We start from the raw sequence: 25909 nt of genomic DNA on the forward strand, positions 1-25909 counted from the left end.
ATATGAGTAAAATAATTGCACACCGTGGTTATAGCGGAAGATTCCCTGAGAACACTTTGCTCGCATTTACTAAAGCTGTAGAATACGGTGCTCAAGGGATTGAATTAGATATTCAATTAACTAAAGATAAAGAAATTGTAATCTGTCATGATGAAAAAATTGATCGTACATCGAATGGCCAAGGCTTCATCGCGAATCTGACTTTAGAAGAATTAAAAACGTATGAATTCCGTAATGGGATGGAAGACTTAGAAGATGAGAGTACGGATAATATTAAGATACCCACTTTAGTTGAGTTTTTAGACTGGTTCCAGACAACCGATATTATGGTTAATATTGAACTGAAGACATCTTACTTTGCTTATGATGAGATGGCAGGCATTACCGTAGACTTAGTGAAAGAACGTGGCTTAGAAGACCGTGTTATCTTCTCTTCTTTCAATCATTTTTCAATTCAAGCGATTAAAGAAATCGATTCGAACATAGCATGTGGTTTCTTAACAGTAGCTAACATATTGAATCCAGGACAATACTGCAAAAAATATGGGGTGGAACATTATCATCCTATGTTCGTCTCAGCTCTTTTGAACCCTGAGATAGTGAAGGAATGTAAAGACCTTAATGTAGGCATTAATGCCTACACAGCCAATGAAAGAGAACATATTCAAGCCTTATTAGACTTAGGCATTGAAGGAATTATTACCAATGAAGTCGAATTAGCCATGACGTTAGTTTAATAGAGTGACTTTCCATATCCTGATAAACTCCTCAAAGGTTTATCAGGATTTTTTGTTGACATCTAACTGTATTACTCATATAATACACTTGTGAATTGTATTAAGTGGATAATACACTTTTAGGGAGGAGGCTAGACCATGGAATTTGATAAGCGGTCCCCCATATATGAGCAATTGAAGCATCATTATAAGCAAATCATTGTGGTGGGAGACTATAAGGCGGGGGATAAGCTCCCTTCGCGTAGAGAGATTGCCCAAGAGTTTAAGATTAACCCTAATACCGTTCAGAGAGCCTTTAAGGAACTTGAAGAGGAGGAGATTATTGTGTCAGAGCCAAATGTACCAAGTACTGTAACGATGAATACAGAAGTGATTGAAAAGTTGAAACAAAGCATGTTACATGATGCGATGGTCCAGTTCTATGATGCGATTCAACCTCTTGGGATTGAAGCCCATGAACTATTAGCCTCTTTAGGGGAATATATTGAGGAAAGGAGTGGTATAGATGATAGAGATTAAAGGAGTAAGTCGGTCTTTCGGTAAGAAAGAGGTATTGAAGGATGTGTCCTTTACTATCAACAAAGGAGAGATTACGTGCTTGATTGGGGAGAATGGGTCAGGAAAGACTACCTTAATGAATCTCTTAATGAGGTTATTGCCTAATGATTCAGGTGAATTCTTAATCGATGGCCAAGCGATTCGCTTCCAAGACTTCAACCGTATCTCCTATATTCCAGATCAGATTATTGTCTTGAAGCATATGACCATTCAACAAGCGCTTGATTTTATGGCAACCTATTACACTTCATTCAATCCTAAACGGGCGGATGAAATGATTGAATTCTTCCATCTGAACCGCCATGATCAGATTAGTCGCTTATCCAAAGGGAATATTGCCAAGGTCAACTTATTATTAGGTCTGTCCTTAGATACAGACTACGTTATTATGGATGAACCTTTCTCTGGTATTGATATTCTTACGCGTGAAGAGATTGCTAGTGTCTTTACTTCTAAGATTATTGAAGGGCGAGGTGTTCTCATATCAACCCACGAGATTAATGATATTGAGATGTTAATTGACAAAGTCGTTATGTTAAAAGATGGCCATGTGGTGAATGAATTCTATCCAGAATCAGTCCGTTTTGAAGAAGGGCATAGTATTGTGGATAAGATGCGGGAGGTGTATAGATAATGAAATTCTTAAACTTATTAACTGATGAGTTGAGACGCGCTCGTATATTCTATGGCCTACTCATGATTAGTGTGCTTTTAGTCCAAGCTTTCAATATCGGTAATATGATAATAAGAAACCGTCAGACTGTTCGTGAAGGTCATCCTGTAGCACTTTATTTAACAGATTTTTTTGATTCATCTGGTTTATATCCGATGGTTATTGGAGGAGCAGCCTTTGCTTTAATCTTATATGCTGTTTTTATCTGGTTACGTGAATGGTATTTTCAAGGAAATTATATGTACCGCTTACTTATCTTACCTGGGAACCGAGCACCGATTGCTTTTGCTAAAGTAGCAACCATATTACTGCTGATGTCGGGCCTACTCTTGTTACAGTTAGGGATTTTCTATGTAACCCATTGGATTCTTCAGATGGTGTTCCAAGATAATTACTTAGGATTAGGGGTTCTTCTTCAGATAGCTCAACAATTTACTATAAGTTATATCTTATTTCCGCTTCATCCTTTGACAGCCCTATTCAACTATGGCTTTGGGATTTGTTTCTTATTAGTCTTGATGAATAACTGTATCTTGATCTTTAGTTATAAAGGTCATGGATTACTTAAGACAATAGGTCTGACTTTGGTCTATGATGTAATCATGTTAGCTTTATTGATAGGATTCTTCCTATCGATTCGCAATCCATTGACTACTACAGAAGTGACAACAATGGTTATCGTATTCCTAGTCGGCTATCTAATCATCCATAGTGGATGGATGTATTGGCTCATGAATTATTACATTAGTATATAGGAGGGTTGAATATGAAAAGAAATGCCTTAACTCTATCTTGGATTATTCTTATGGTCCTTGTAGTGATAGTAATATGGGTTAGTCAGACCCAGGTCAATCCAATCCAAGTCCAGTCTCAAGATGAAGATATCAATTGGGCGGACTTAGAATTTGTATTGAAGGACAAAGACAAAGAAGTTAGTTATGTTGCTTTCATGGAGCAAGATGGCAAGTTCACTCACCTCATCAATGATTACATTTCTTCACAGTCATTAATGCAATCTGTCTATGATGAAGTGTATTCAGCATTTCCATTAACGAATAGACCTAATCTGCGTGAATATGGGGTAGTTAATCCGAATAGTTCCATTCAATTATGGTATCAAAGTTCCTACCTGAGAGATCAAGATGATGATAGCTTAATCTTCGATTATAAGATCGTGGATAAGGACGCTTCGGTTTTCACTGAAGGGAGTTATGACTTAGGAGAAGATAAGGATTCTAACTATTCAGTTATTAGCTATGCTGAAGATGATTCCAACTATTATCTATTGTTGACAATCGATGGTATGGAACGGAATCCTACCCATACGACTCAATTAACTATCAATAAAGAGACCGCTGAGGTAGTGAATGAAGAGAGTATTGAGGAAGACTTAACGGACTATTATGCGCTATCGAATGCAGGTTATCAATTAGATCAACCTCATTTCCATCTCATACTGAAAAGCCACGTTAATCCAGATTCCTTGTCAGTTAATCATAGCCAACTCTCTTCTTATAACAATTATGAAGTGGCAGTCATTGATCCCATTACCCTTGAGGTGAATGATATTGTCGTAAGTAATTCTGAGTCCACGGATGATGAAGAATTTTATGGTGAAACGAACTTGGTCATGGTTAGGGAAAATCATTTGTATTACTTGAAGATTGATACGGCACATACTGAAGAGGTCGAGGATCCTTCTAGTCTTATGACTATGTATGAATATGATTTTGATGGGGAGGATTTCGAAGAACTTTGGAATAGAGAGTTTTTGGACTTCAAAGGAATCGCCTATACTTTACAAAATAGTCAATTGTACATGAGTATGATTGAAGATGAGAAGCAAGTTCGAGTAGAACATGTCGATATCTTAAGTGGAGAGACAGATGGGGAGAAGATTTATACCATTAAAGGAAGCTCACAATATCAATTCCTATCTACAAACTTTGTAACTCGTCAATATTAAGAATTTTCTGCAAATGCCTTAGGTGTTTGCAGTTTTTTGTGTTACATCTCAATTATTACAGATTCTTTACAAAAAATTCGAAAATACGACACATATAAGTTGCAAGTCAAACGCTTTCATTATATAATATAAGGTGTAAACAAGTTGTATAGACAAGTAAAAGGAGGATGAACATGGCAAATTTTGAAAAAGATGCTAAAGCCTTATTGGAGCATATTGGTGGATCCGATAATATTAATGCTGCAACGCACTGTGCGACACGTATGCGTTTCGCGTTAAAAGATCCAAGTGAAGCGGATATTCAAGCAATTGAAGCTATACCATCTGTAAAAGGAAGTTTTACGCAAGCAGGTCAATTTCAAGTCATTATTGGTAATAACGTGTCAGAATTTTATAAAGACTTTGCGGCGATTTCTGGCGTATCAGAAGCTTCAAAAGCAGATGTAAAACAAGCATCAGAAACAAACCAATCATGGTGGCAAAGAGCAATGACGTTCTTAGCTGAAATTTTCGCACCGATTATTCCAGCTATTATCGTAGGGGGACTTATCTTAGGTTTCCGTAATATTTTAGAAGGTGTTGCGTGGGAACGTTTAGGCGGACAAACAATTGCAGAATCATCTGTATTCTGGAATGGAATTAATCATTTCTTATGGTTACCGGGTGAGGCAATATTCCACTTCTTACCGGTAGGTATTACTTGGGCAGTGACACGTAAGATGGGTACAACACAGATTCTAGGTATTGTACTAGGACTTACATTAGTATCACCTCAATTACTGAATGCCTATGGAGCAGCAGATGCATTAGCTACAGGTGAAGTACCACAATGGGACTTTGGTTTTGTTCAATTAGATATGATCGGTTACCAAGCACAAGTTGTACCAGCGATGTTAGCGGGTCTGTCATTAGGTTACTTAGAAAAATTCTGGCGTCGTGTCGTTCCAGAAATGGTATCAATGATTTTTGTTCCATTTCTATCACTATTACCAGCAGTCATTCTTGCACATACGGTGCTTGGACCAATTGGTTGGTGGATTGGTGACGGAATTTCAACAATTGTTCTGGCTGGATTATCAGGACCATTAAAATCATTATTCGGTTTCTTATTCGGAGCACTCTACTCTCCATTAGTTATTACTGGATTACATCACATGTCAAATGCGATCGATTCACAATTAATCGCAGATACTGGTACAACAGGTCTGTGGCCAATGATTGCTTTATCTAATATTGCTCAAGGTTCAGCTGTAATGGGTGTATGGTGGTTAACGCGTAAAGACGCAGATGAGTCTCAAATTACGATTCCATCAGCAGTATCATCATTCTTAGGTGTTACAGAGCCAGCGATGTTTGGGGTAACATTGAAATATATTTATCCATTTATTGCAGCGATGTTAGGATCAGGAATTGCCGGCTTTATTTCAACAACATTTAACGTTCAATCGAATGCGATTGGTGTTGGTGGATTACCTGGTTTCCTAGTTATTCATATTGATTCACAAATGTGGTTCTGGATTGCGATGGTAGTAGCATTAGTGGTGCCATTTGTTCTAACACTTGTCTTTAATAAAGTTGGTTTCTTAACAGATGCTGGATTAAACTTCGATATCCCATTCTTTAACAGCAAATCTGAGAAGGAAGCATAAGCAAGTTTATATATACAATAGAAGCAGCAAGTTGATCCTAACTTGCTGCTCTTTTATTACAGGAGGAATTTAAGAATGAAATTATCAAAACGTGTAATGTATCAAATCTATCCAAAATCATTTCAAGATACAACAGGTGATGGTTATGGAGATTTACAAGGAATAATAAAAAGATTAGATTACTTAAAAGAGCTTGGTATTGATATGATTTGGTCAAGTCCATTCTATCCTTCACCGCAATATGACAATGGTTATGATGTGAGTGATTATACGGGGATCAATCCAGATTATGGGACAATGGAAGACTTCGATGAGTTAATGGAAGAGCTTCAAAAGCGTGGGATTGATTTAATGATGGATATGGTATTTAACCATGTATCAACGGAACATGAGTGGTTCCAAAAAGCTTTAGCAGGGGATCAATATTATCAAGATTTCTTCTACTTAGAACCAGCTAAAGAAGACGGATCGTTGCCAACCAATTGGGATTCTAAATTTGGTGGACCGGCTTGGGAGAAATTCGGCGATACTGATTTATATTATTTACACTTATATGACGTGCACCAAGCAGATTTAAATTGGTATAATCCAAATGTGCGTGAAGAATTGCAGAAAGTCTTAAACTTTTGGTTAGACAAAGGGGTCAAAGGCTTCCGGTTTGATGTACTCAATGTGATTGGGAAAGAATTACCTTTTGTTGATAGTGAAGAACCAGGTTCAGCTCAAGAAAAGTCATTGTATACCGATACACCAATCGTTCATCAGTGGGTAAAAGAATTAAATAAAGCCTCTTTTGGGACACGTGAAGATATTGTCACTGTCGGGGAAATGTCATCGACAAACATACCCAATGGTGTTCGTTACACGAATCCGGCTGAAGAAGAGTTAAGTATGATATTTAATTTCCATCATTTAAAAGTGGATTATGAAAATGGGGAGAAATGGAGCAATCCTGACTTTGATTTTCTTGAGTTAAAACGAATTTTAGATGAATGGCAAACAGGAATGTCAGATGGTGACGGATGGAATGCTTTATTCTTAAGTAATCATGACCAACCACGTGCGAATAGCCGCTTCGGAGATGTTGAGAACTATCCGATTGAAACAGCGACGATGTTAGCTCAAACTATTCAATTTCTACGCGGAACGCCTTATATTTATCAAGGTGAAGAGATTGGAATGACCAATCCTAATTATACGTCGATTGAAGAATACAATGATATTGAAACGCATAACAATTACCAAATTCTCTTAGATAAAGGTGTTTCAGAAGAGGAAGCTCTTGAGATTATTCAAGCGAAATCACGTGATAACGGTCGTACACCCGTTCAATGGGATGACAGTGATCACGCAGGGTTTACAACTGGCGATCCTTGGTTAAATGTCGCACCGAATTATAAAGAAGTGAATGCCACTAATGAATTAGCGAATGGCCAAATCTTTTCATATTATCAAGAGTTAATTAAACTACGTCGTGAATACGATGTGATAAGTGATGGGACTTACCGTGGGTTATTATTAGATCATCCAGAAGTAATGGCTTATGTGCGTGAATTAGAAGATGAGAAGTTATTAGTCCTCAGTCATTTCTATCCAAGCGAAGTTACAGTAACTTTACCAGATGAATTCAAAGGCTTATCAGCTAAGAAACTGATTGGTAATGGCGCTTTAGAGATAATGTCTGATTCAATCACGTTGAAAGCTTACGAGACTGTGGCATTTTTAATAAAATAATAGACAAATGTTAGGAGAAGACTATGACAGAACGTGAAAAGATGCTAAATGGCGAGTGGTATGACGCGAATTATGGCGAAGGACTTGTGGAAGAACGTAGAATTGCGCAAGGCTTGTGTTTTCAATTTAATCAAACGTCACCTTTAGAAGAAGAAAAGCGACAAGACATTCAAGAAAAATTATTTCAACAAAAGTTAGACAACGTTGGAATCTCTAGTCCATTAACTTGTGATTATGGGTCACTTACCCAATTTGGGCATGACGTATTTGTTAATAGTAATGTTTACTTCATGGATGGTGGCGGCATTACAATTGGAAATAATGTCTTTATCGGTCCTAACACTGGTTTCTATACAGCTGCTCATCCATTGGATTATTCAAGTCGTAATATTGGGCTTGAGAAAGCTTCACCGATTGTCGTCGGAAATAATGTTTGGATTGGAGCCCATGTTGCTATTATGCCAGGAGTAGAGATTGGTGACGGGTGTGTGATTGGAGCTGGAAGTGTTGTGACACGTGATATTCCAGCTAATTCATTAGTTATGGGTTCGCCTGCGCGCATTGTTAGAGAAATCGATCAAACAGATCAAATAAAAGATAAATAAAGCTGTGAGATAAGAGCGAAGCACTGTCATAGGGTGTTTCGCTCTTATTCTATTTCTATTACTACAGATAATAAACTGTTTCAATTTTTCTTATAACTGTTATAGTTTATTCTGTGGAAACTTAATGAAAGCATATTTTTATTGGTTTTTTATAAATAAAAACTGTTGCAAATAATTATGAAGGGTGTTATCATATTTGTAATGAGACATAGCCAATGTGTCTCAGAATAAACAGCATATACTTTTCCTTAAGGAACCATTCCCTTATAACAGATATATCGATAACGAGTCTGTTCAAATATTAGAAGCCCCCCAAACCTCTCATATTTTATACAAATATCGTTATCCATCTACCACAGAACTTCTAAGAGTTCTGTTTTTTTATTGCACAAAAAAAGCTGTTAACTTAGAGTTAGACAGCTTTTTCTATATAATTATTTATTACGTACTGTTTGTAAAGCTTCTGACCAGCTAACAACATCGTTTAACATATTATTTATTGAATCTGTATGGTAATCAGCAGGTTTAAACGTGCTCATTTGTTCGAAGTCGGTGTTCATACTGAATGTTACTTGAGGACCAACAACAGCAACTTTTAAGTTACCTAACATTGGACGCATCATCACACTTGCGCTAATTCCTAATTGTCCACCGTATGACACAATTCCAGCTGCTTTGTGGAAGAATTCACTTGCTAAGTAATCAATCGCATCTTTTAAGCCACCCGTTACAGCTTTATTGTATTCTGGTGTAACAAAGATAAAGCCATCTAATTCTTTCACTTTATCAGACCATCTCTTAACGTTAGGATTTGGACGATCATCTGTTGCAATAGGAGGAATAACCTCGTCAAAGCGTGGAAGATCAAACTCTTTAATATCCACTAATTCGAATTCTGCGTTATTATTGTGAGCTTTCGCAAATTCTAAAATCCATTCTGCCACTTGTAAATTAACACGTGAGTTACGTGTACTACCTGTAATAATACCAATTTTAACCATATGATAGCCTCCTAATAATTTTAATAACCTAACAATTTTAGCTTAAGTATGAGATTTTTACAAACGAATATGCTAATAAATGAATATAAACTTTATTACTATAAAATTATCTAGTAAATTCCTCACAACACTCTACTCAACGAAGAAGACTATGCTATAATGAAATTAATATTTTGAGGAGACGAATGTGAATACTTATGAAATTAAAACAACTTATTTTAAGCTCACTCGCTTTCTTGCTCGTCGGATGTGCAAGTCAACCAATGATTACCTTAAGCGAAGAGAACCAAAGTATTATTGAAGAGAAACGTCAAAGTCTAGAAGGCAACCAGACAGAAGATGAAAGTGCAGAAGGTGAGGACACTCAAAGTCAAGAACCTGAAGAAACAAGTAATAGCCAGATTCTAACTAGCTTCGATACGAGTGAATGGGTCGCTTTAGAAGAGACCGTTCAGTTAGATATTGAAGATTACTTACCAAATGATATGTATCAAATTAAGCAATATAGTAATGGGGAGACGTCACGTATTGACTACCCTGACTTTGTGGACCAAACATTGAACATGATGCAAGTGGAAACACGTATAACAGATCAAGCTCCCATCGTGAACATCTTTAGTTGGGGAAATTCACAAATCACTCGCCTAGAAGAAAGTTCAGAATTAAATCCATATGTGAACCATCTAACAGGGATGGCTAACCAAGCGACTCAGGAATCTGAACTCTTGCTGCAAGCACCCCTGCAAGTTGGTACAAATTGGCAACGTGATGCGGCGACAACAAGTGAGATTACTGCGATCTATAGCCAAGCAACGATAAGAGATCTGGAGTTAGAGAATGTGATTGAAGTTACTTCAACACTTGAATCAGGTACTTTAGTCGAATATTATGCACAAAATGAAGGTGTCGTAGCGACCGTCGAAGCAGACGAAGCAGGTACGGTGACGCAAGTATGGCAAGCACAAGCAATCTATCATGAGAACCGTATTATCAATAATGTTGAAGTGATGTTGCCGACAACGGATGATGCGATGGTTGAGCCTGGGCAAGCAGCATTCTCGTGGCAAACGAACGGGAATTTCGCAAGTGCTTTTGATAGTATGTTTAAAGAGATGGGCATTTTAGATGATACGATTACAGTCCAATCGGTCACTTTAGATGAAGGAGTTGTCATTATTGACTTCTCACCTGGGGTAGTAGCTGTATTGAATAGTCATGAAGCTTCAGAACAAGCAGTGATTGCTTCAATTGTAACGACATTAGGGAATTTCTTTAATACGGATCAAGTACGTTTAACAGTGAATAATAGTGGTATGTTACCAGATACGCTAGAATACCCTACGAATGGTATCTATCAAGTGAGTACAATAACGACTCCTTTAGAGACCGTCGATGCGTCAGTTGAATCAAGTGAGTCAACATCGAACGCTTCGTCAATGAATGAATCTGCAACTACAGATGAAAGTCAAACAACAACCGGTTCAGAATCACTTTAACAGTGGGTAGGAGCAAATGATGTCTAACATAATCGTAATTATGTTTATTCTATTTAACACAACTATCAGTGGATTGTATTTTACTTTTTCTAATACTATTATGCCTGTGCTAAAGCAAGAAGAGGATGCTCGTATTGGTATTCGAATAATGAATCGAATCAATGATGTAATACAGAACAGTCCATTTTTCCTGTTGTTCTTTGGATCCCCTTTACTAGCGGTCGCCATGGTTTTGATGAATATGAATTCTATCTTGTTTTGGGTGGGGAGTTTGCTACATATTATCGGAAGCTTTTTAGTAACCATTGTGAAAAATGTTCCCTGGAACAATCGACTGATGAATGAAGCCGATGAGACCAGTTGGCAAGAATATGTTAGCGAGTGGACTCGCTGGAATACGATTCGAGCTATTGTGGGTTTGCTAGCTTCAACAATTATTTTGCTTGAATTATTCTATTAAAAAAGTGGGTTTGGAAATTGTCCAAACCCACTTTTTATTTGCATTAATTATGTGCTCTAAACCATTGATTCACTCGTAAGTTCATTACTTCTAGAAATTGATCAGCTTGATTAATATTATCGGAAAGAACGACTAAAGCGTACTGGGGCTGATTATTTTCATAATAGATTCCACTATCGTTAACTGCTTGCTCATAGCGACCAAATTTATTCGCCATCATCTCATTATTAACATATGACGTGAACAATTGGGCCGGACTTGTTTCAAACATTAAGTTAATCAAGTCACTGTAGGATTCATCTTGAGCAATTTTAATTAATACTTGCTCAGTAATATAAGCTGAACTTAGATTATTGTTTAAGAAGTCTTCTGGTTTCTCATCAATTCCAGCAAACGTTAAAATATCTTCGCGGAAATTACCGAATTCTTTATCGTACTCGGCTTTAAGTATATTCATTGCAGTATTATCTGAATGAGTGACTGCTTCTGTAATCAGTTCCTCTATCCTATAACTGTTTTCCAAAGGACCGTTTGTAATGTTTCCAGCCCCGGCTTCAAATAATGCTTCACTGTAATCAAGTTCACTATCTAATTGATACTCACCTGAGTTGATTAAATCAATATATAAGGCAGACAGTGGAACTTTCGTTATACTTGCTGCAGTAAATAATTCATTCTCGTTCAGATAGTAATGTTCATCATTGTGGAAGTTATAATAAGCTAAACTAATTTTAGATGAGTTGACGTTAAACTCAGTAAGTGTTTGGTCTATGACATCAGCCATATTTTTATAGGCGTCTAAGTCTAAAGGTTCAATTCCATTTTCGTCCATCAAATCAGTTTGATAGATGTCGTCAAATGTAAGCTCAGATTCTGAAGAACTTTCTGTCGATTCGTCTTCTTGGCTTTCATCTTGAGAACTGCTTTCAGATGATGCGATGCTTGCTTCGGAATCAGACTCACTTGTCTCGTCTTCCTCGGTACTTTCATCTTCAGAACTGCTTTCAGATGACGTACTGCTTGCTTCGGATTCTGATTCATTCGTCTCGTCTTCCTCGATGCTTTCATCTTCAGAACTGCTTTCAGATGATGCGCTGCTTGCTTCGGATTCAGCTTCATTTGTCTCATCTTCTTCTCGGCTTTCATCTTCAGAACTACTTTCAGAAGAATCACTTTCTTCTTCGCTACTTTGGCTAGGTACAACTGCCACGCGATTACTTTGGTTAGTTGTATCTACGTCCAGTGTCGTTTCCACGTCACTTTCACTCTCTAGTTCTGATTCATCCGTTTGAGAACTCGCTTCGCTAACACTTTCGACAGTTTCTTCACTGGATTGATTTGCTTGAGACGATACATCTTGTGAAGATGTTTTACTAGGCGCCTCTCCTTTACTGTCGTAATTAAGGTATAAAATAAAAGTAAAGCCTATTACAATGAGGATAATTAGACCCCACCGCAAATTTTGATTATTTTGCATTCATTAACTCCTTTAAGCGATATTCATTATATCACGGATTTATAAACCGATTATGACGCGGAGCGAACTCTTGAAAACGAAAGCGGTCAATTCGGTGACGTGAAATCGTATATTGAAAAAACGTCGCGTCCTTTAGAAATACTTGGCTCCTCACTGTGATTGTGTAGTCTTCTGGTTTAATTTTTAAGTATTTAATATCTAAATCATCGGCGGGTTCACCGATAAATTCTTTCGATGCGAAGCCGATTTCTAGACCAAGATCGCCTTCAAAGTATTGATAGATGGAATCTTCTGCTACTTGGTTTGGTATTTCAGACACGATACTTTGACGAATATAATCTTCATCGATAATCACGACTTCGCCAGCAATTGAGCGTGTTCGAATTAAGTGAATAAACTTCTCTTTGGAACTCATTTTTACATCATTTAATATAAAATCTGGAACAGGAATAATATCATTTTTAATAACTTGTGTCGTACTGGCGAGATTATTTTCCTCACTTAATTCTTTATAACTCACTAAACCACTAATTGGCAAAGCGAAACGTCGATAATCTAAAACAATGGACCCGTGTCCTTGTTTTTTAAAGATAAATCCATTATCTGATAACATCCGTTGCGCTTTACGAATCGTCTCACGAGAAACATTATACTCTGTTGCGAGTGAAGTTTCACCTGGAAGTAAAGACCCCACTGGATAAATGTTTTCTTTTATTTTGTTTTCAATATCTAGGTATATATATTCAAACTTATTCATAAAACTCACCTCTTCTTTAATCAACCCTATTCTATCACGCTACTGATAGGAAGGTAAATGATATTCAGGTGAGAGTTGGGGAGGCAGTGTAAATAAGATAAAATTTCTCACCCCAACCTATCAAAACCATTTGCAATATTCAAATGAATCTTGTATAATGCTAAAGAAATTGAATGTAGTAGCAGTCAAAGTGCTTACGAACCGTATATCAACATGGAGAAATCATGCATATAGGGGGAGTTTAGGCATTTTTTTTGTGAGCAAAATTAGAAAGGAGTCATTCAATGTATACAACAGATACAATTGCAGCTATTGCTACAGCACTGGGAGAAAGTGCGATTGGCATTGTGAGATTGAGTGGAGATGAAGCGATTGAGATTGCGAGTAAAATCTTCAAAGGTAAGAACTTAAATAACGTAGATTCGCATACAATTAACTATGGCCATATCATTGACCCTGAAACAGGAAAAGTCATTGATGAAGTGATGGTGAGTGTATTGAAGGCACCAAGATCTTATACAACGGAAGATAGTGTTGAAATCAACTCACACGGTGGGATTATGGCTATCCAAAGAGTACTTGAAGCAGTCTTAGCGAATGGTGCGAGATTGGCTGAGCCAGGAGAATTTTCGAAGCGTGCATTTTTAAATGGTCGTATTGATTTATCACAGGCAGAAGCAGTGATGGACCTAATCCAAGCGAAGACGGATAAAGCAATGGATGCGTCAATGAACCAATTACAAGGAAGTCTTTCAACTAAAATACGTTCATTACGTCAGGAAATGCTAGACACACTTGCACAAGTGGAAGTAACAATTGACTACCCAGAATACGATGATGTCGAAGAGATGTCATTGAAGCAACTGAATGAAACAGCCGTACATGTGAAGGAACAAATCCAAAAAATCTTACATCAAGCGCAACACGGCCGTTTATTCCGTGATGGAATTAATACTGCGATTATCGGACGTCCAAACGTTGGTAAGTCAAGCTTATTAAACCGATTAACTGGTTTAGAGAAGGCAATTGTAACTGATATTGAAGGAACAACGCGTGATACGATTGAAGAATACGTTAACGTTCGTGGTGTACCACTTCGACTTATCGATACAGCTGGAATTCGCCAAACTGATGAAGTCGTTGAACGAATTGGTGTTGAACGCAGTCGTAAAGTTATGGAAGAAGCAGATTTAGTGATTCTAATCTTAAACCAAGCGCAAGCCTTACAAGAAGTAGACATTGAACTCCTAGAATTAACTAAGGATCAAAATCGCATTATTTTATTAAATAAACAAGATTTAGAGCCTAAATTAACTCACGCTGACTTAGAACCTTACATTCAAGATGCCGATTTAATCGCAACATCGATGCTTGAAGAATCTGGGATTGATGAGTTAGAAGCTCAAATTGAACAAAGATTCTTCAGTGGTGAAATCAAGTCTGGTGACGTGAACTATTTACTGAACACACGTCATACACAATTACTACGCCAAGCAATTAGCTCACTGGATGAAGTGCTTGAGTCAACTGAGATGATGTTGCCTGTTGATTTAATTCAGATGGACTTCACACGTGCTTGGGATTTACTTGGTGAAATTACCGGAGATTCTGTCCAAGACGAACTATTAAATAAATTATTTAGCCAATTCTGTTTAGGTAAGTAAAGGTAGAAAGGACGACAAAATCATGACAAAACTATCAACTATTTGTTATCTCGATAATGGATCAGAGATTTTACTGCTGCATCGCAATAAAAAGCCGAATGACATTCATGAAGGAAAATGGATTAGTGTCGGTGGTAAATTTGAAGCAGGTGAAACACCTGAAGAATGCGCCATCCGTGAGATTAAAGAAGAGACAGGCTTAACCGCTACAAAACTTGATTTAAGAGGCTTTATTACCTTTCCAGATTTCAAACATGATGGTGAAGATTGGTATAGTTTTGTCTATGTCGTGACTGAGTTCGAAGGCGAACTCCTTGAAGAATGCGATGAAGGAACACTGGAATGGGTTCCTTATGACCAAGTCATGGCAAAACCGACTTGGGAAGGGGATTACATTTACTTAGATTGGTTAGTGAAACATACACCATATTTCTCAGCAAAATTTACTTATGATACAAATGGCGAATTAACCGAACATACCGTTGAATTTAAAGAAGAGAAGAAAGACTAGAAAGGAGTTAATTATGCAAATATATGAAGCAGGACAATATGATGTTATTGTTGTTGGAGCAGGACATGCTGGATCAGAAGCCGCTTTAGCAGCAGCCCGTATGGGATCTAAAACACTTTTATTAACATTAAGCTTAGAAATGATTGCGTTTATGCCGTGTAATCCATCCATTGGTGGACCAGCCAAAGGGGTAGTCGTTCGAGAAATCGACGCACTGGGTGGCGAAATGGGGCGCAATATCGATAGAAACTACATTCAAATGCGTTTATTAAATACAAGTAAAGGCCCAGCAGTACAAGCTTTACGTGCCCAAGCAGATAAAGAAACGTATGCAAAAAACATGCGTCAAGTTCTTGAAGAAGAAGAAAACTTAACACTTAAACAAGGAATGGTTGAAGAATTATATGTCGAAGATGGCCAAGTAAAAGGTGTTATTACAAACTCAGGTGCTAAGTATTTAGCTGACGCTGTTGTATTAACAGCCGGTACATCTTCACGTGGTAAAATTATTATTGGTGATTTAGATTATTCATCTGGGCCAAATAATACATTACCTTCGATCAAATTATCTGAAAACTTACTGGAATTAGGTGTTGAATTAGCTAGATTCAAAACAGGAACACCGCCAAGAATCCACGCTGATTCAGTAACGTTTGAAGATACTGTTGAGCAACCTGGTGATACAATGCCGAATCATTTCTCATTTTTAACTCCCGACGAAGACTTCAAAGAAGAAAGTGTTTCGTGCTGGTTAACGCATACGAATGCCCAAACACACGAAATTATTCAAGCAAACCTACACCGTGCCCCAATGTTTAGTGGAATGGTAGAAGGTGTTGGTGCTCGTTATTGTCCATCTATCGAAGATAAAATCGTTCGATTCAGTGACAAACCACGTCACCAAATCTTCATTGAACCAGAAGGCGCAAACACGAAAGAAATGTACGTTCAAGGCCTTTCAACATCATTGCCAGAGGAAGTTCAAGTTGAGATGTTACGTACGGTAAAAGGTATGGAAAATGCGAAACTGATGCGTCCAGGCTATGCGATTGAATATGATGTCGTTATACCACATCAATTAGACTTGTCACTTGAAGTGAAATCATTACCTGGTTTATTTACTGCAGGTCAAATGAACGGAACAAGTGGTTATGAAGAAGCAGCAGGTCAAGGAATTATGGCTGGTATTAACGCAGCACGTAAAGTCCAAGGAAAAGACCCGCTCATCTTAAAACGTAATGAAGCTTATATCGGTGTGATGATTGATGACTTAGTAACAAAAGGGACAACAGAGCCATACCGTTTACTTACGTCACGTGCGGAATATCGATTATTATTACGTCATGATAATGCTGATATGCGTTTAACTGAGATTGGACACGAGATTGGTTTAGTATCTGAAGACCATTATGAAGCTTTCAAAGCGAAACAAGCACTCGTTGATCAAGAGTTAGAACGCTTAAGCAAAATCCGCTTAACACCACATACGGAAGGTTTAGTTGATTTATTCGAACGTGTTGGATCAGCCTTATTAAAAGATGGGATCTTAGCAAGCGACTTATTAAAACGACCAGAAATTCGTTACTTTGACTTAGTGACATTAATTCCTCGCGAAGAAGGACCATTGAACCGTCAAGTCGGTGAACAAGTTGAAATTCAAATTAAATACGAAGGTTATATTAATAAAGCTGTTCGAAAAGTAGAAAAAATGAGTGCTATGGAAGAAAAACAAATTCCAGAAGACATTGATTGGGATGCAATTGGGAACCTAGCAAATGAAGCAAGAGAACGATTAAAACTAATCAATCCAAGCACTTTAGGACAAGCAAGTCGTGTGAGTGGGGTAAACCCAGCAGATATTGCGATCCTTTCTGTTTATATCCAACAAGGTAAAATTAAACGTGTTGGCGAACCAACAGCATCATAACATTATAAATGGAGGCGACACACTGATGATTCAGCGTGCCGCCTCCATATTTTTTAAGAAATCATTAGCTTTAGGCCCAAAGGTTGTTAAGTATTTATATGGGATGTATAATATTCTTATTATGTTATTTGCTAGGAGATTATCATGAACAGTATTAAACGTTTTTTTAAAGAGAATGGCTTATTTTTATTACTCATCGTTGGAATGGTTTTACTAAGATTATTTGTGTTTACACCCTTTGAAGTCGATGGACCTTCGATGAATTATACTTTAGCACACGGCGATCGATTATTCGGTGCGAATATCTTCAAGGTGGATCGATTTGATATCGTGATACTTGATTCGCCGACTGAGGAAGGAAAGCAATACATTAAACGTGTGATTGGCTTACCTGGTGATACAATTTCATCTCAAGATGATGTGATTTATATTAACGACGAACCATTATCAGAAACTTACTTATCGGAAGAAACTCTTCAGAATAATACGAACACCATTAATTTTGCTCCATTAACAATTCCTGAAGGGGAATACTTTGTTATGGGAGATAACCGAAATCATTCATTCGATAGTACAGAGTTTGGACCGATTCCTGAAGAATCAATTAATGCTGAAATATTATTCAGATTTTGGCCATTAGATACTTTTGGAACCGTCGATGAAACTGATTAAATAGAAATAACCACCTTCACTAGACGTGTTTAAACCGTTTAATGGAGGTGGTTAATTTGTGTGAATGGTTAGTTTAACCGATTAAATTGTATAATTATCTGGTGAATGAACACTTTCCAAGTTTTTAACACGTTTACATAGTATTTGATCAGCTATCTTCAAATAATTTTGCGCATTCGTTGATAATTCCTGATTCTTCGGAGCAATCCAGCAAATATGGTGACTTTCTGAGCTTTCTAAAGGAATTGACGTAACATAATCATCAGTAATGCGGTTTGTCATAATGCCCGAGCCTGTTAAATAAGCATTTGACCCCGTAATGATATTAATTGCACTCATCCGGTCACTTACAACAACCTTCTGATCATTTGCTTGAACTTCTAAGGGATGTTCAGTTAAGAAGTCGTTTTGATGCTCTGTTTGTTCGAATGTGATCGCAGGATAATCCATTAAGTCCTTATATTTTATACTTTCAAATTCAGTTAAAGGATGGTCTTTTCGAATAAAGACATGAGGCTGGAATTCCCACATCACATGGAATTGTAGATTTTCTTGTTCGAATAAGCGAGTTAACATTCGGCGGTTAAATTCACTTAAGTATACGAAGCCAATTTCACTAACATTTTGCGAAACATTTTTAATGACTGAATAGGTATCTACTTCAAAGAAGCGATAGACAAAGCGTTCACCTGGATGTTTATTAATAAATTTGCTGAAAGCTTCTGAAGCGAAGTCATAATGCTGACTTGAGACAGAAAAGAATTGACGTTCCGACTCATTATTAACAAACAAATCGCGCATGACATCAAGTTGGCTTAAGACTTGTCGAGCTTGAGTTATAAATTCATGCCCTTCATGTGTTGTGGTCATTCCGCTACTTGAACGGGTAAATAATTGTTGACCGACTTCAGCCTCGAGTTCTTTAAGTGAGACTGATATGGTTGAAGGGGATACAAATAACAACTCAGCTGCGCGGTTAATCGATCCGGTTTTTTCAATATAGTCTAAATACTTTAATTGCTGTATATTCAAATACATCCGTTCCTTTCTGAAACTATAGAAATGCTCTCTAAGTTGGATTTGGATACGATATTTAAATATACCGTAATAAATCTTTCAATGTTAATTATCATACCGCAATTTGTTGTAAATGTTAATTGACTATATAAAATTTTAATGAAAAACTTGAGAAAAACTGTAAACCCGCATTCGGTTCTAAAACGATTCCGAGATAACTACGAAATTATTCCACAGAAAAAGCCCTCAACCATCCTATTTACAAGGTAGTTGAGGGCTTAAACATTTTATTCAGTAGCTGAATTTAAGTAATTGTTTCTAAACTCTTCTACTTTTGCTTGGTCAGCGACTAAAGTATTCCCAGTTTCAACAAGTGGCGATAATGTTGAGTAAGCTGGTAATTTTAATCCTTGGTAAGCAGCATTAATTTCTTCTTGGTTGATAGCATAAAGAACTGATTTTCTTAAGTCAGCACTGTCTGATACCGGGCGGCCGGGTGTATTGACGTTGAATAACATATAAGTTACCGCATTACTTGGAATTGATTGGAGTGCTAAACTTGACTCGTTCTCAACAATTGGGTAATCAACTTCACCTAAACCATAGTACAGATCAACTTCGTTCGAGCGTAAGGCAGATAAAGCACTACTTGAATCAGCGATAAAGCGGACTGTGACTTGCTCAATGTTTGCATCTGCATCTGTATCAGGACGGTATGCTGGGTTTTTAACAAAGTTTGCTTGGTAATCATTTTTATCAACCATGATGTAAGGACCACTTGTCCATAGATGGTTATCATAAGAGCCACCTTCAGTGACAGCACGTTGGTCTCCATAAGCGATGTCTGAGTTTACATCATAAGACTCGATATCATAAGTATTTATTGCTTCAACTTGTTGTTCTGACACGATACCTGCTGATTGGTGACCTAAGTAATTTAATACTTGTGGAAATGGTTGTGTTGTTGTTAATTTAACGACTTGATAATTACCATTTGCATTATCGACCTCATCTTCAGAAGCAACAACAGATGAGATAGGTGTTTCTAACCCTTCTTCTAAGGCATCTTTTACAGATGAGTCACTTCCAGAAAGTGTCGCTTCTTCTAATTCAGCAATATCTTCGACAATTGAAACTTCGTCAATATGCTCATGTAAACTATAAGTACGGTGATCAGGAACTGAATTAGGGTCTTTGGCACGATTGAGTGAGTAAACAACATCTTCAGCCGATACTAAATCACCTGTATCAACTGCTGCACCGTCTTTGATTTGAGCAAAGTTAATATCATCACGTAAGATGAAGTAATACTCTGAGTTTCCGTCTGCAATCGCATGATTATAACTTAATGAATTCTCTGAAGTAATTTGGTCATCATCCGTTAGGTTGATTAAACGTACATACATATTCGTATTCAATTGGTTGATACTTCCGTCGTTCCCTTTAATTGGGTCTAATGAAGTCAATTGTGATGACGTTTGTGTTAAAAGTAGTGGACGTTCAGCATGTTGACTGTCATCAACATAAGAAACGGGCTCCCAAGCAAAGGCTCTTGATTTAGACAAACGAATGGAATCTGGGTTTAATACTTCTTGATTAAAGGCTTGTGCTTTTAGTGATGTATATAAAGGCACGATATATGCATTTTCAGTCACTAATTGATTCTCGAATTCAGTATATGTATCCACATATTCTTCTGGTGTTTCCGTTGCTGCTTGTTCAATTAGCTCATCCACTTCCGGGTTACTCATAATACTGTTATCCCCATCTGATTTAAATAATGAACGAACAGCATAATCAGGGTTCCCTGTAACGGTCGTCCAACTTGAGATAGCTAAGTCATAATTACCTGCTTCTTTTTGAGCATTAAAACTTGCATAATCCGGTTGTAAACTTGTCTCAACTTGGAAGCCAGCACGAGTTAATTGGTCACGGACAATATTAACATCTTGTTCAGATGCTGATTGAGCTAAGATAGTAATGGGAATGGCTTCTTGAGCATTGGCAGTTTGTACAGTAGTTGCGACTGGAGCGACTACCCCAACTAATACTAAGGCTGTTAAAAATAATTTGTTTAAAATTTTATTCATGAAAAATCTCCTTTTATTTTGCTTTGAATATTTACGACACTTACAACAATCTTCATCTGTGTTCATCGATACAGCTCACCAACTTTCTTCATAAAATGCTTACGTGTTATTGAGTCATCTTAGGATCTAAAGCATCACGTAAGCCGTCTCCTAAGAAGTTAAATGATAAAACTAGGGCAATAATAGCTAAACCTGGATAGATAGCTAAGTAAGGTTGTGTTTCTAGATAATCACTTCCGATACGTAAGATGTTACCCCACTCAGGAATATGACTTTCAACTCCTAAACCTAAATAACTTAAACTACTTGTTGAAATAACTGCCGTCGCGACAGTAAGCGATGAGCGAATAATCATAGGGGCGCTCGCATTAGGAATAATATGTTTCAAAATGATTTTTACATCACTAACCCCAACGGCGTGGGCAGCTTCAACGTATTCTAATTGCTTCACTTGAAGGACGTTGGCCCGCATTGTTCTGGCGTAACCAGGAATGCCACCGATACTCAAAGCAAGAATTAAGTTTTGCGTTGAGGTACCAAAAGCCGTCACAATCGTAATCGCTAGTAAAATACCCGGAATTGCGTACAAAACATCCAAGGAACGCATAATTGTTTGGTCAACACGGTGTGAGTAATAACCTGAGACTGCACCTAGGAAACCACCAATTAGTAGAGGCGCTAAAGTAGCCAAGACCCCAACTAATAAAGAAATCCGACCACCAAAGACCATGCGTGAAAAGACATCGCGCCCGAAATTATCAGTTCCTAAAGGATACGTCATACTTGGTGCCTGTAAAATCGCCGTATAATTATTTTCTACGGCGTAACTATACTCAAAGGTTAAGTAACTTGTAATTGCCATGGCGAATATAAAGGTAATAATATAAAGCCCAAAGATAGCAACTTCATGACGAGAAATGTTTGAAAAGACACTACGTCGGCGCACATTTGCTTGATTATGATGTTCACGCCAAATTAACCAAGCAGCAATCAATCCTAATAAATTTCCACTGAATGAAGTGACTACAAGGAAGGCGATAATAATATATAACTGAGTTTTGGATACATTTTTCAAATGAGCACTAAATAGAGAAAGTCCCCAATGAAAGAGTAAACTGACGCCCAATAGGACTAAACCGATAATAAACGTCGGGCTCATTGTAGGTTTGAAAAAGTTTAAACTCGTTGTCGCAATAATCGTTAAGTCAACGAGGACCGCAAAAATCAAATAAATTTGATACGACATGAGTTTACGTAATATTAAGAACATCCCCGTTATAAAGTTAAATGGATTCCCTAATAAGACGGATAACATAAGGACAAAACCCCATACGCGGTGCACAGGGTGAACTTTTCCATTGTTTTGAATGTGTCTGGCAATAAAGAAGTTTATGAAGCTGAGTATCAGGTGAGTAAGGGCGAAGCCGATAGTCACTAAACTCCAATCTGTTCCTTGTCTTAAATATGTAAATAAAATGACCGCTAATGAGAAGACGATCGAAAGTGTCGAAGCAAAACGTAAATAGCGTTTTGCTACCGGTGAATAAGATTGAATCAAAGCCAAACTCCTTTCTATCTAAGTTTAATTTTTTAACGTTGTTCGAATTCGTGGATCAATAAGTGCATACAGTAGGTCAACGACTAAATTGACTAGAGAGACAATAATCGCGATATAGATAACCCCGCCTAACACAGCTGGAATATCCGGCACAAATTGTTTCTCTACAATATAACTACCAACCCCATTAATATTAAAAACTTGTTCGGTGACTGCTGATCCACCTAACATCCCACCAAATTGCAGACCAATCACTGTAATAACTGGAATGAGCGCATTAGGAATAATGTGACGCCAAATGATGCGCCAATTCGACATTCCTTTTGATCTGGCTGTTAGAAGGTAATCTTCATGAATCACTTCTAAAGTCGAAGCCCGGGTCATTCGTGCAACAGAAGCAGCTAAGCTTGTTCCTAAGACAATCGCAGGCATCAGCAGTGACCACGGATTGTCCGGATTAAAGGTTGCAGGCAACCAACGATTACGAATTGAAAAGTTTAAGATAAAGATTAAACCTAACCAAAATGTTGGAATAGATAGACCGATTAAAGCAATGAACATAAAGAACTGGTCAAATAAAGAATTCACTTTCACCGCCGAATAAATACCAGCAGGAATCGCAATAACTAATGAAATAGCTAAAGAGAAGAAAGTAACTTGTAAAGTAATAGGGAAACGGCGCATTAAAGCGTCGATAACCAATTCATTCCCCACATATGTGAAGCCTAAATCAAAGGTTACAACTCCTTTAATTGTTCGCAGGAGCTGAACCCAATACGAATCGTCTAAGCCATGAAGCGCATTGAAATTCTCAATTTGTTCAGGTGTTGCTTGAATACCTAAGATGTTTTGGGCTGGATCTGAGGGTGAAAAATAAAGTAAAGTAAAGACAATCCAAGTCACCCCAAAGATAACAAAGACCATTAAGAATAGTCTTTCAGCAATGTATCTAACAATTGGAAAACGATAAATTATCATTAAAAGATACATCGGTAAAGCTAACATAATACTCGAAATAAAGCCGATTGGGGTCGAAACCCATTGGGAATAAATATCTGAAAGAGAAACACTTTTTGAAATATCATCATCTTCAGTGATTAAAGATTGTATGTAGTTATTTAATCGCTGATCAACGATTTTTTCAGTTTGCTCTTTACTAATATTTTGTTTGAAGTAGCGTTGTTTATTACGCTCTTCTTCTAATAATTGTTGTTTTATCGCTTCTTTCTCTGTCTGAGAGAGTCGCTCGACGGCTGGTTGGGCTCTGTTCTTCAAGTAATTTACGATTTGAAGGACGAAAAAGATAATATGTAAAGGAAAGCCGAGTACCCAAAGGGCTACCTTATAAAGCCATTGTCTTTGCATTTGTTGGTAAATCAAAGACCATTGTTCAGATTGATTCAAATATTTCACCTCCAAAGAAAAAATAACGGATTGAATCAGACTAATTTAGTATAACGCTTCAAGACTAAAACCAGTCATGGGGATTTTCGAAGGCTAGCATTCGGATTTATGAATGACGATTATCGAATGAGTTCGTCTCTTTGGCAAAATCCCTATGTTATAATACTCGCTGTATATAAAAGTGAAATTAACGTAGATAAAGAAGTATAGGAGTGAGTCAATGTCTGAGATTTTGAAGGTCAACCAACTAGGCTTAAGCTTTGAAAGTGAAGACCAACAAGAGGAAGTATTAAAAAATATTTCCTTTTCAGTAGAAAAAGGTGAAATTGTTGGGATTATCGGAGAATCAGGTAGTGGGAAAAGTATGACCGCTCGCTCGATTACTCAGTTATTACCTGATAATGCGATGATTCATCCTGAGAGTGAGATTGAATTTAATGGGCAAAAACTTTTAGACATTAAACCAAAAGCATTAAGAAAAATATTAGGTGAAGAGATTGGGATGATTTTCCAAGATCCTTTAAGTTCGCTTAACCCAACGATGACTGTTGGAGATCAAGTGGTGGAAGTGATTGGCTTGCATCAACGGATGAGCAAAAAGCAAGCACGAGAAAAGACAATTGAATTGATGACATCCATTGGTATTAAAGATGCTCAAACACGCTTTAATCACTACCCACATGAGTTTTCGGGTGGGATGAGACAAAGAATTATGATTGCGATTGCCTTAGCAGCGAATCCAAGTTTACTCATAGCGGATGAGCCAACGACGGCTTTAGATGTGACCATTCAAGCTCAAATCTTAGCACTGATTAAAGAGTTACAAAAAGAATTGAACTTATCAGTGGTGCTGATTACACATGACTTCGGTGTTGTCGCTCAAATTTGTAGTCGAGTGATTGTGATGCAAAAAGGTGAAATCGTTGAACAAGGTCCGATTGATGAGATATTTAATCACCCTCAACATCCATATACACGCCTATTGCTTGATGCTGTCCCAAGAATTGAAGAAGAAAAAAATACCCAAGAAAAAGATAAAGCTCAACCTTTAATATCGGTTGAGCAATTGGAACAAGTCTTTGATATTGGTAAAGGGAAGCAATTAAAGGCTGTCAATCAAGTTAATTTGGATATTTATAAAGGAGAGACTTTAGGGCTTGTAGGCGAGTCAGGTTCTGGAAAATCCACATTAGGGCGTGCCATCCTTCAATTATATAAACCAACGAGTGGACGAATTATCTTCCAAGGGTTTGATTTACAACAGTTAACCAAAGCTGAAATGTTGAAAGTCCGTAAAGATATGCAAATAATCTTTCAAGATCCCTATGCATCATTAAACCCCAGAATGAAAGTCGAAGATATTATTGGAGAAGCTCTAGACACGCACGGTTTAGTAAAGAACTCGAAAGAAAGACGGGCGCGAGTGGAGGAATTGCTTCGCTTAGTTGAGCTCGATCCAAACTTTGCGACACGCTTCCCCCATGAGTTCTCAGGAGGGCAACGACAACGGATTGGGATTGCACGTGCGTTAGCTGTTGAGCCCGATTTTATTGTGGCTGATGAGCCTTTATCTGCCTTAGACGTGTCAATCCAAGCTCAAATTATTGAACTTTTAAAGAAATTACAAGACAAATTAGGTTTAACGTACTTATTTATTGCTCATGATTTAGCCGTCGTGAAACAAATTAGTGATCGTGTGGCTGTGATGAAACAAGGACAAATTGTAGAAGTTGCAGAAACGAATGAATTATACTCGAATCCGTTACACCCCTACACACAACAATTACTTCAAGCTGTTCCAAGGTTAGATGCACAGATGAAGTCGAAGGTGGTAGACTCTAATCCGCTAAAAGCGTGGCAACCAAATAAAGAAGTTGTAGCATTAAAAGAGGTAACTCCCGGACACTATGTAGCTAATTATTAACATATGGCATACTTACTTATGAAGTAGGG

General features: G+C 37.5%; 22 protein-coding genes. 15 read left to right on the plus strand and 7 right to left on the minus strand.

All coding sequences use genetic code 11. The features are described 5' to 3' along the window. Nucleotides 1-2 precede the first annotated feature (2 nt). From FEZ33_RS02275 to FEZ33_RS02310, 8 genes are all read left to right on the plus strand, one after another. Complete coding sequence (locus FEZ33_RS02275) at nt 3-737, plus strand: glycerophosphodiester phosphodiesterase (RefSeq protein WP_138403776.1); 735 nt, start codon at nt 3-5, stop codon at nt 735-737. Between the two features lie 138 nt (nt 738-875). Continuing rightward, nucleotides 876-1256: a GntR family transcriptional regulator gene (locus FEZ33_RS02280; RefSeq protein WP_138403777.1), complete on the plus strand. Its 381-nt coding sequence runs from the start codon at nt 876-878 to the stop codon at nt 1254-1256. Further along, on the plus strand, nt 1243-1929 hold the full coding sequence (locus FEZ33_RS02285) for an ABC transporter ATP-binding protein (protein ID WP_138403778.1): 687 nt from the start codon (nt 1243-1245) through the stop codon (nt 1927-1929). Before FEZ33_RS02280 ends, FEZ33_RS02285 begins: the two co-directional genes overlap by 14 nt. Further along, on the plus strand, nt 1929-2723 hold the full coding sequence (locus FEZ33_RS02290) for a hypothetical protein (protein ID WP_138403779.1): 795 nt from the start codon (nt 1929-1931) through the stop codon (nt 2721-2723). The genes FEZ33_RS02285 and FEZ33_RS02290 overlap by 1 nt, the downstream gene beginning before the upstream one ends. 11 nt (nt 2724-2734) lie before the next feature. Next, entirely contained in the window at nt 2735-3934 is a 1200-nt protein-coding gene (locus FEZ33_RS02295) for a hypothetical protein (RefSeq protein ID WP_138403780.1), read from the plus strand. A 173-nt stretch (nt 3935-4107) separates the two neighbouring features. Further along, nucleotides 4108-5583, plus strand: coding sequence for a PTS system trehalose-specific EIIBC component (gene treP / locus FEZ33_RS02300; RefSeq protein ID WP_138403781.1), 1476 nt, complete (start codon nt 4108-4110; stop codon nt 5581-5583). A gap of 75 nt (nt 5584-5658) precedes the next feature. Further along, a complete protein-coding gene (gene treC / locus FEZ33_RS02305; RefSeq protein WP_138403782.1) occupies nt 5659-7317 on the plus strand; it encodes an alpha,alpha-phosphotrehalase in 1659 nt (552 codons plus the stop codon). A gap of 23 nt (nt 7318-7340) precedes the next feature. After that, on the plus strand, nt 7341-7922 hold the full coding sequence (locus FEZ33_RS02310; RefSeq protein WP_138403783.1) for a sugar O-acetyltransferase: 582 nt from the start codon (nt 7341-7343) through the stop codon (nt 7920-7922). A 434-nt stretch (nt 7923-8356) separates the two neighbouring features. Here the strand turns inward: FEZ33_RS02310 and FEZ33_RS02315 are convergent, their stop codons facing one another. Beyond that, nucleotides 8357-8923 (minus strand): NADPH-dependent FMN reductase, encoded by a 567-nt coding sequence (locus tag FEZ33_RS02315; protein ID WP_138403784.1) that lies wholly within the window; start codon nt 8921-8923, stop codon nt 8357-8359. Between the two features lie 197 nt (nt 8924-9120). On the opposite strand from FEZ33_RS02315, the gene FEZ33_RS02320 reads away from it, so the two are divergent. Both FEZ33_RS02320 and FEZ33_RS02325 read left to right on the plus strand, forming a co-directional pair. Then, the gene (locus FEZ33_RS02320; RefSeq protein ID WP_138403785.1) at nt 9121-10419 is read left to right on the plus strand and encodes a GerMN domain-containing protein; all 1299 of its coding nucleotides are present in this window, start codon (nt 9121-9123) and stop codon (nt 10417-10419) included. 19 nt (nt 10420-10438) lie between these two features. Beyond that, nucleotides 10439-10879, plus strand: a complete 441-nt coding sequence (locus FEZ33_RS02325; protein WP_171031251.1) for an anthrone oxygenase family protein — start codon at nt 10439-10441, stop codon at nt 10877-10879. A gap of 43 nt (nt 10880-10922) precedes the next feature. Here FEZ33_RS02325 and FEZ33_RS02330 read toward each other — a convergent pair whose 3' ends face one another. Both FEZ33_RS02330 and treR read right to left on the minus strand, forming a co-directional pair. After that, on the minus strand, nt 10923-12356 hold the full coding sequence (locus tag FEZ33_RS02330) for a serine hydrolase (RefSeq protein WP_138403787.1): 1434 nt from the start codon (nt 12354-12356) through the stop codon (nt 10923-10925). A gap of 31 nt (nt 12357-12387) precedes the next feature. Next, nucleotides 12388-13113: a trehalose operon repressor gene (gene treR / locus FEZ33_RS02335; RefSeq protein WP_138403788.1), complete on the minus strand. Its 726-nt coding sequence runs from the start codon at nt 13111-13113 to the stop codon at nt 12388-12390. Nucleotides 13114-13397: 284 nt separating this feature from the next. Here treR and mnmE point away from each other — a divergent pair, with 284 nt between their 5' ends. The 4 genes from mnmE to lepB all read left to right on the plus strand — a co-directional run bounded on the left by mnmE (nt 13398) and on the right by lepB (nt 17887). Beyond that, nucleotides 13398-14777: a tRNA uridine-5-carboxymethylaminomethyl(34) synthesis GTPase MnmE gene (gene mnmE / locus FEZ33_RS02340; RefSeq protein WP_138403789.1), complete on the plus strand. Its 1380-nt coding sequence runs from the start codon at nt 13398-13400 to the stop codon at nt 14775-14777. 22 nt (nt 14778-14799) lie between these two features. Next, nucleotides 14800-15288 carry an NUDIX hydrolase gene (locus FEZ33_RS02345; protein ID WP_138403790.1) on the plus strand — a complete coding sequence of 163 codons (489 nt, stop codon included), beginning with the start codon at nt 14800-14802 and terminating at the stop codon, nt 15286-15288. 13 nt (nt 15289-15301) lie between these two features. Further along, entirely contained in the window at nt 15302-17215 is a 1914-nt protein-coding gene (gene mnmG / locus FEZ33_RS02350) for a tRNA uridine-5-carboxymethylaminomethyl(34) synthesis enzyme MnmG (RefSeq protein WP_138403791.1), read from the plus strand. A 144-nt stretch (nt 17216-17359) separates the two neighbouring features. Beyond that, nucleotides 17360-17887: a signal peptidase I gene (gene lepB, locus FEZ33_RS02355; protein ID WP_138403792.1), complete on the plus strand. Its 528-nt coding sequence runs from the start codon at nt 17360-17362 to the stop codon at nt 17885-17887. A gap of 81 nt (nt 17888-17968) precedes the next feature. On the opposite strand, the gene FEZ33_RS02360 is transcribed toward lepB, so the two are convergent. The 4 genes from FEZ33_RS02360 to FEZ33_RS02375 form a co-directional block, all read right to left on the minus strand. Continuing rightward, entirely contained in the window at nt 17969-18919 is a 951-nt protein-coding gene (locus FEZ33_RS02360) for a LysR family transcriptional regulator (RefSeq protein ID WP_171031252.1), read from the minus strand. A 272-nt stretch (nt 18920-19191) separates the two neighbouring features. Then, a complete protein-coding gene (locus FEZ33_RS02365) occupies nt 19192-20994 on the minus strand; it encodes an ABC transporter substrate-binding protein (protein ID WP_138403794.1) in 1803 nt (600 codons plus the stop codon). Nucleotides 20995-21100: 106 nt separating this feature from the next. Continuing rightward, nucleotides 21101-22552, minus strand: a complete 1452-nt coding sequence (locus FEZ33_RS02370; protein ID WP_212746652.1) for an ABC transporter permease — start codon at nt 22550-22552, stop codon at nt 21101-21103. A 24-nt stretch (nt 22553-22576) separates the two neighbouring features. Beyond that, nucleotides 22577-23956 carry an ABC transporter permease gene (locus FEZ33_RS02375; protein ID WP_212746653.1) on the minus strand — a complete coding sequence of 460 codons (1380 nt, stop codon included), beginning with the start codon at nt 23954-23956 and terminating at the stop codon, nt 22577-22579. Nucleotides 23957-24176: 220 nt separating this feature from the next. Between FEZ33_RS02375 and FEZ33_RS12825 the strand changes: the two genes are divergently transcribed. Continuing rightward, nucleotides 24177-25880, plus strand: a complete 1704-nt coding sequence (locus FEZ33_RS12825) for an ABC transporter ATP-binding protein (protein ID WP_138403795.1) — start codon at nt 24177-24179, stop codon at nt 25878-25880. Nucleotides 25881-25909 lie beyond the last annotated feature (29 nt).

Origin of the sequence: Ruoffia tabacinasalis (genome assembly GCF_005864045.1) — a bacterium.
Taxonomy (GTDB): domain Bacteria; phylum Bacillota; class Bacilli; order Lactobacillales; family Aerococcaceae; genus Ruoffia; species Ruoffia tabacinasalis.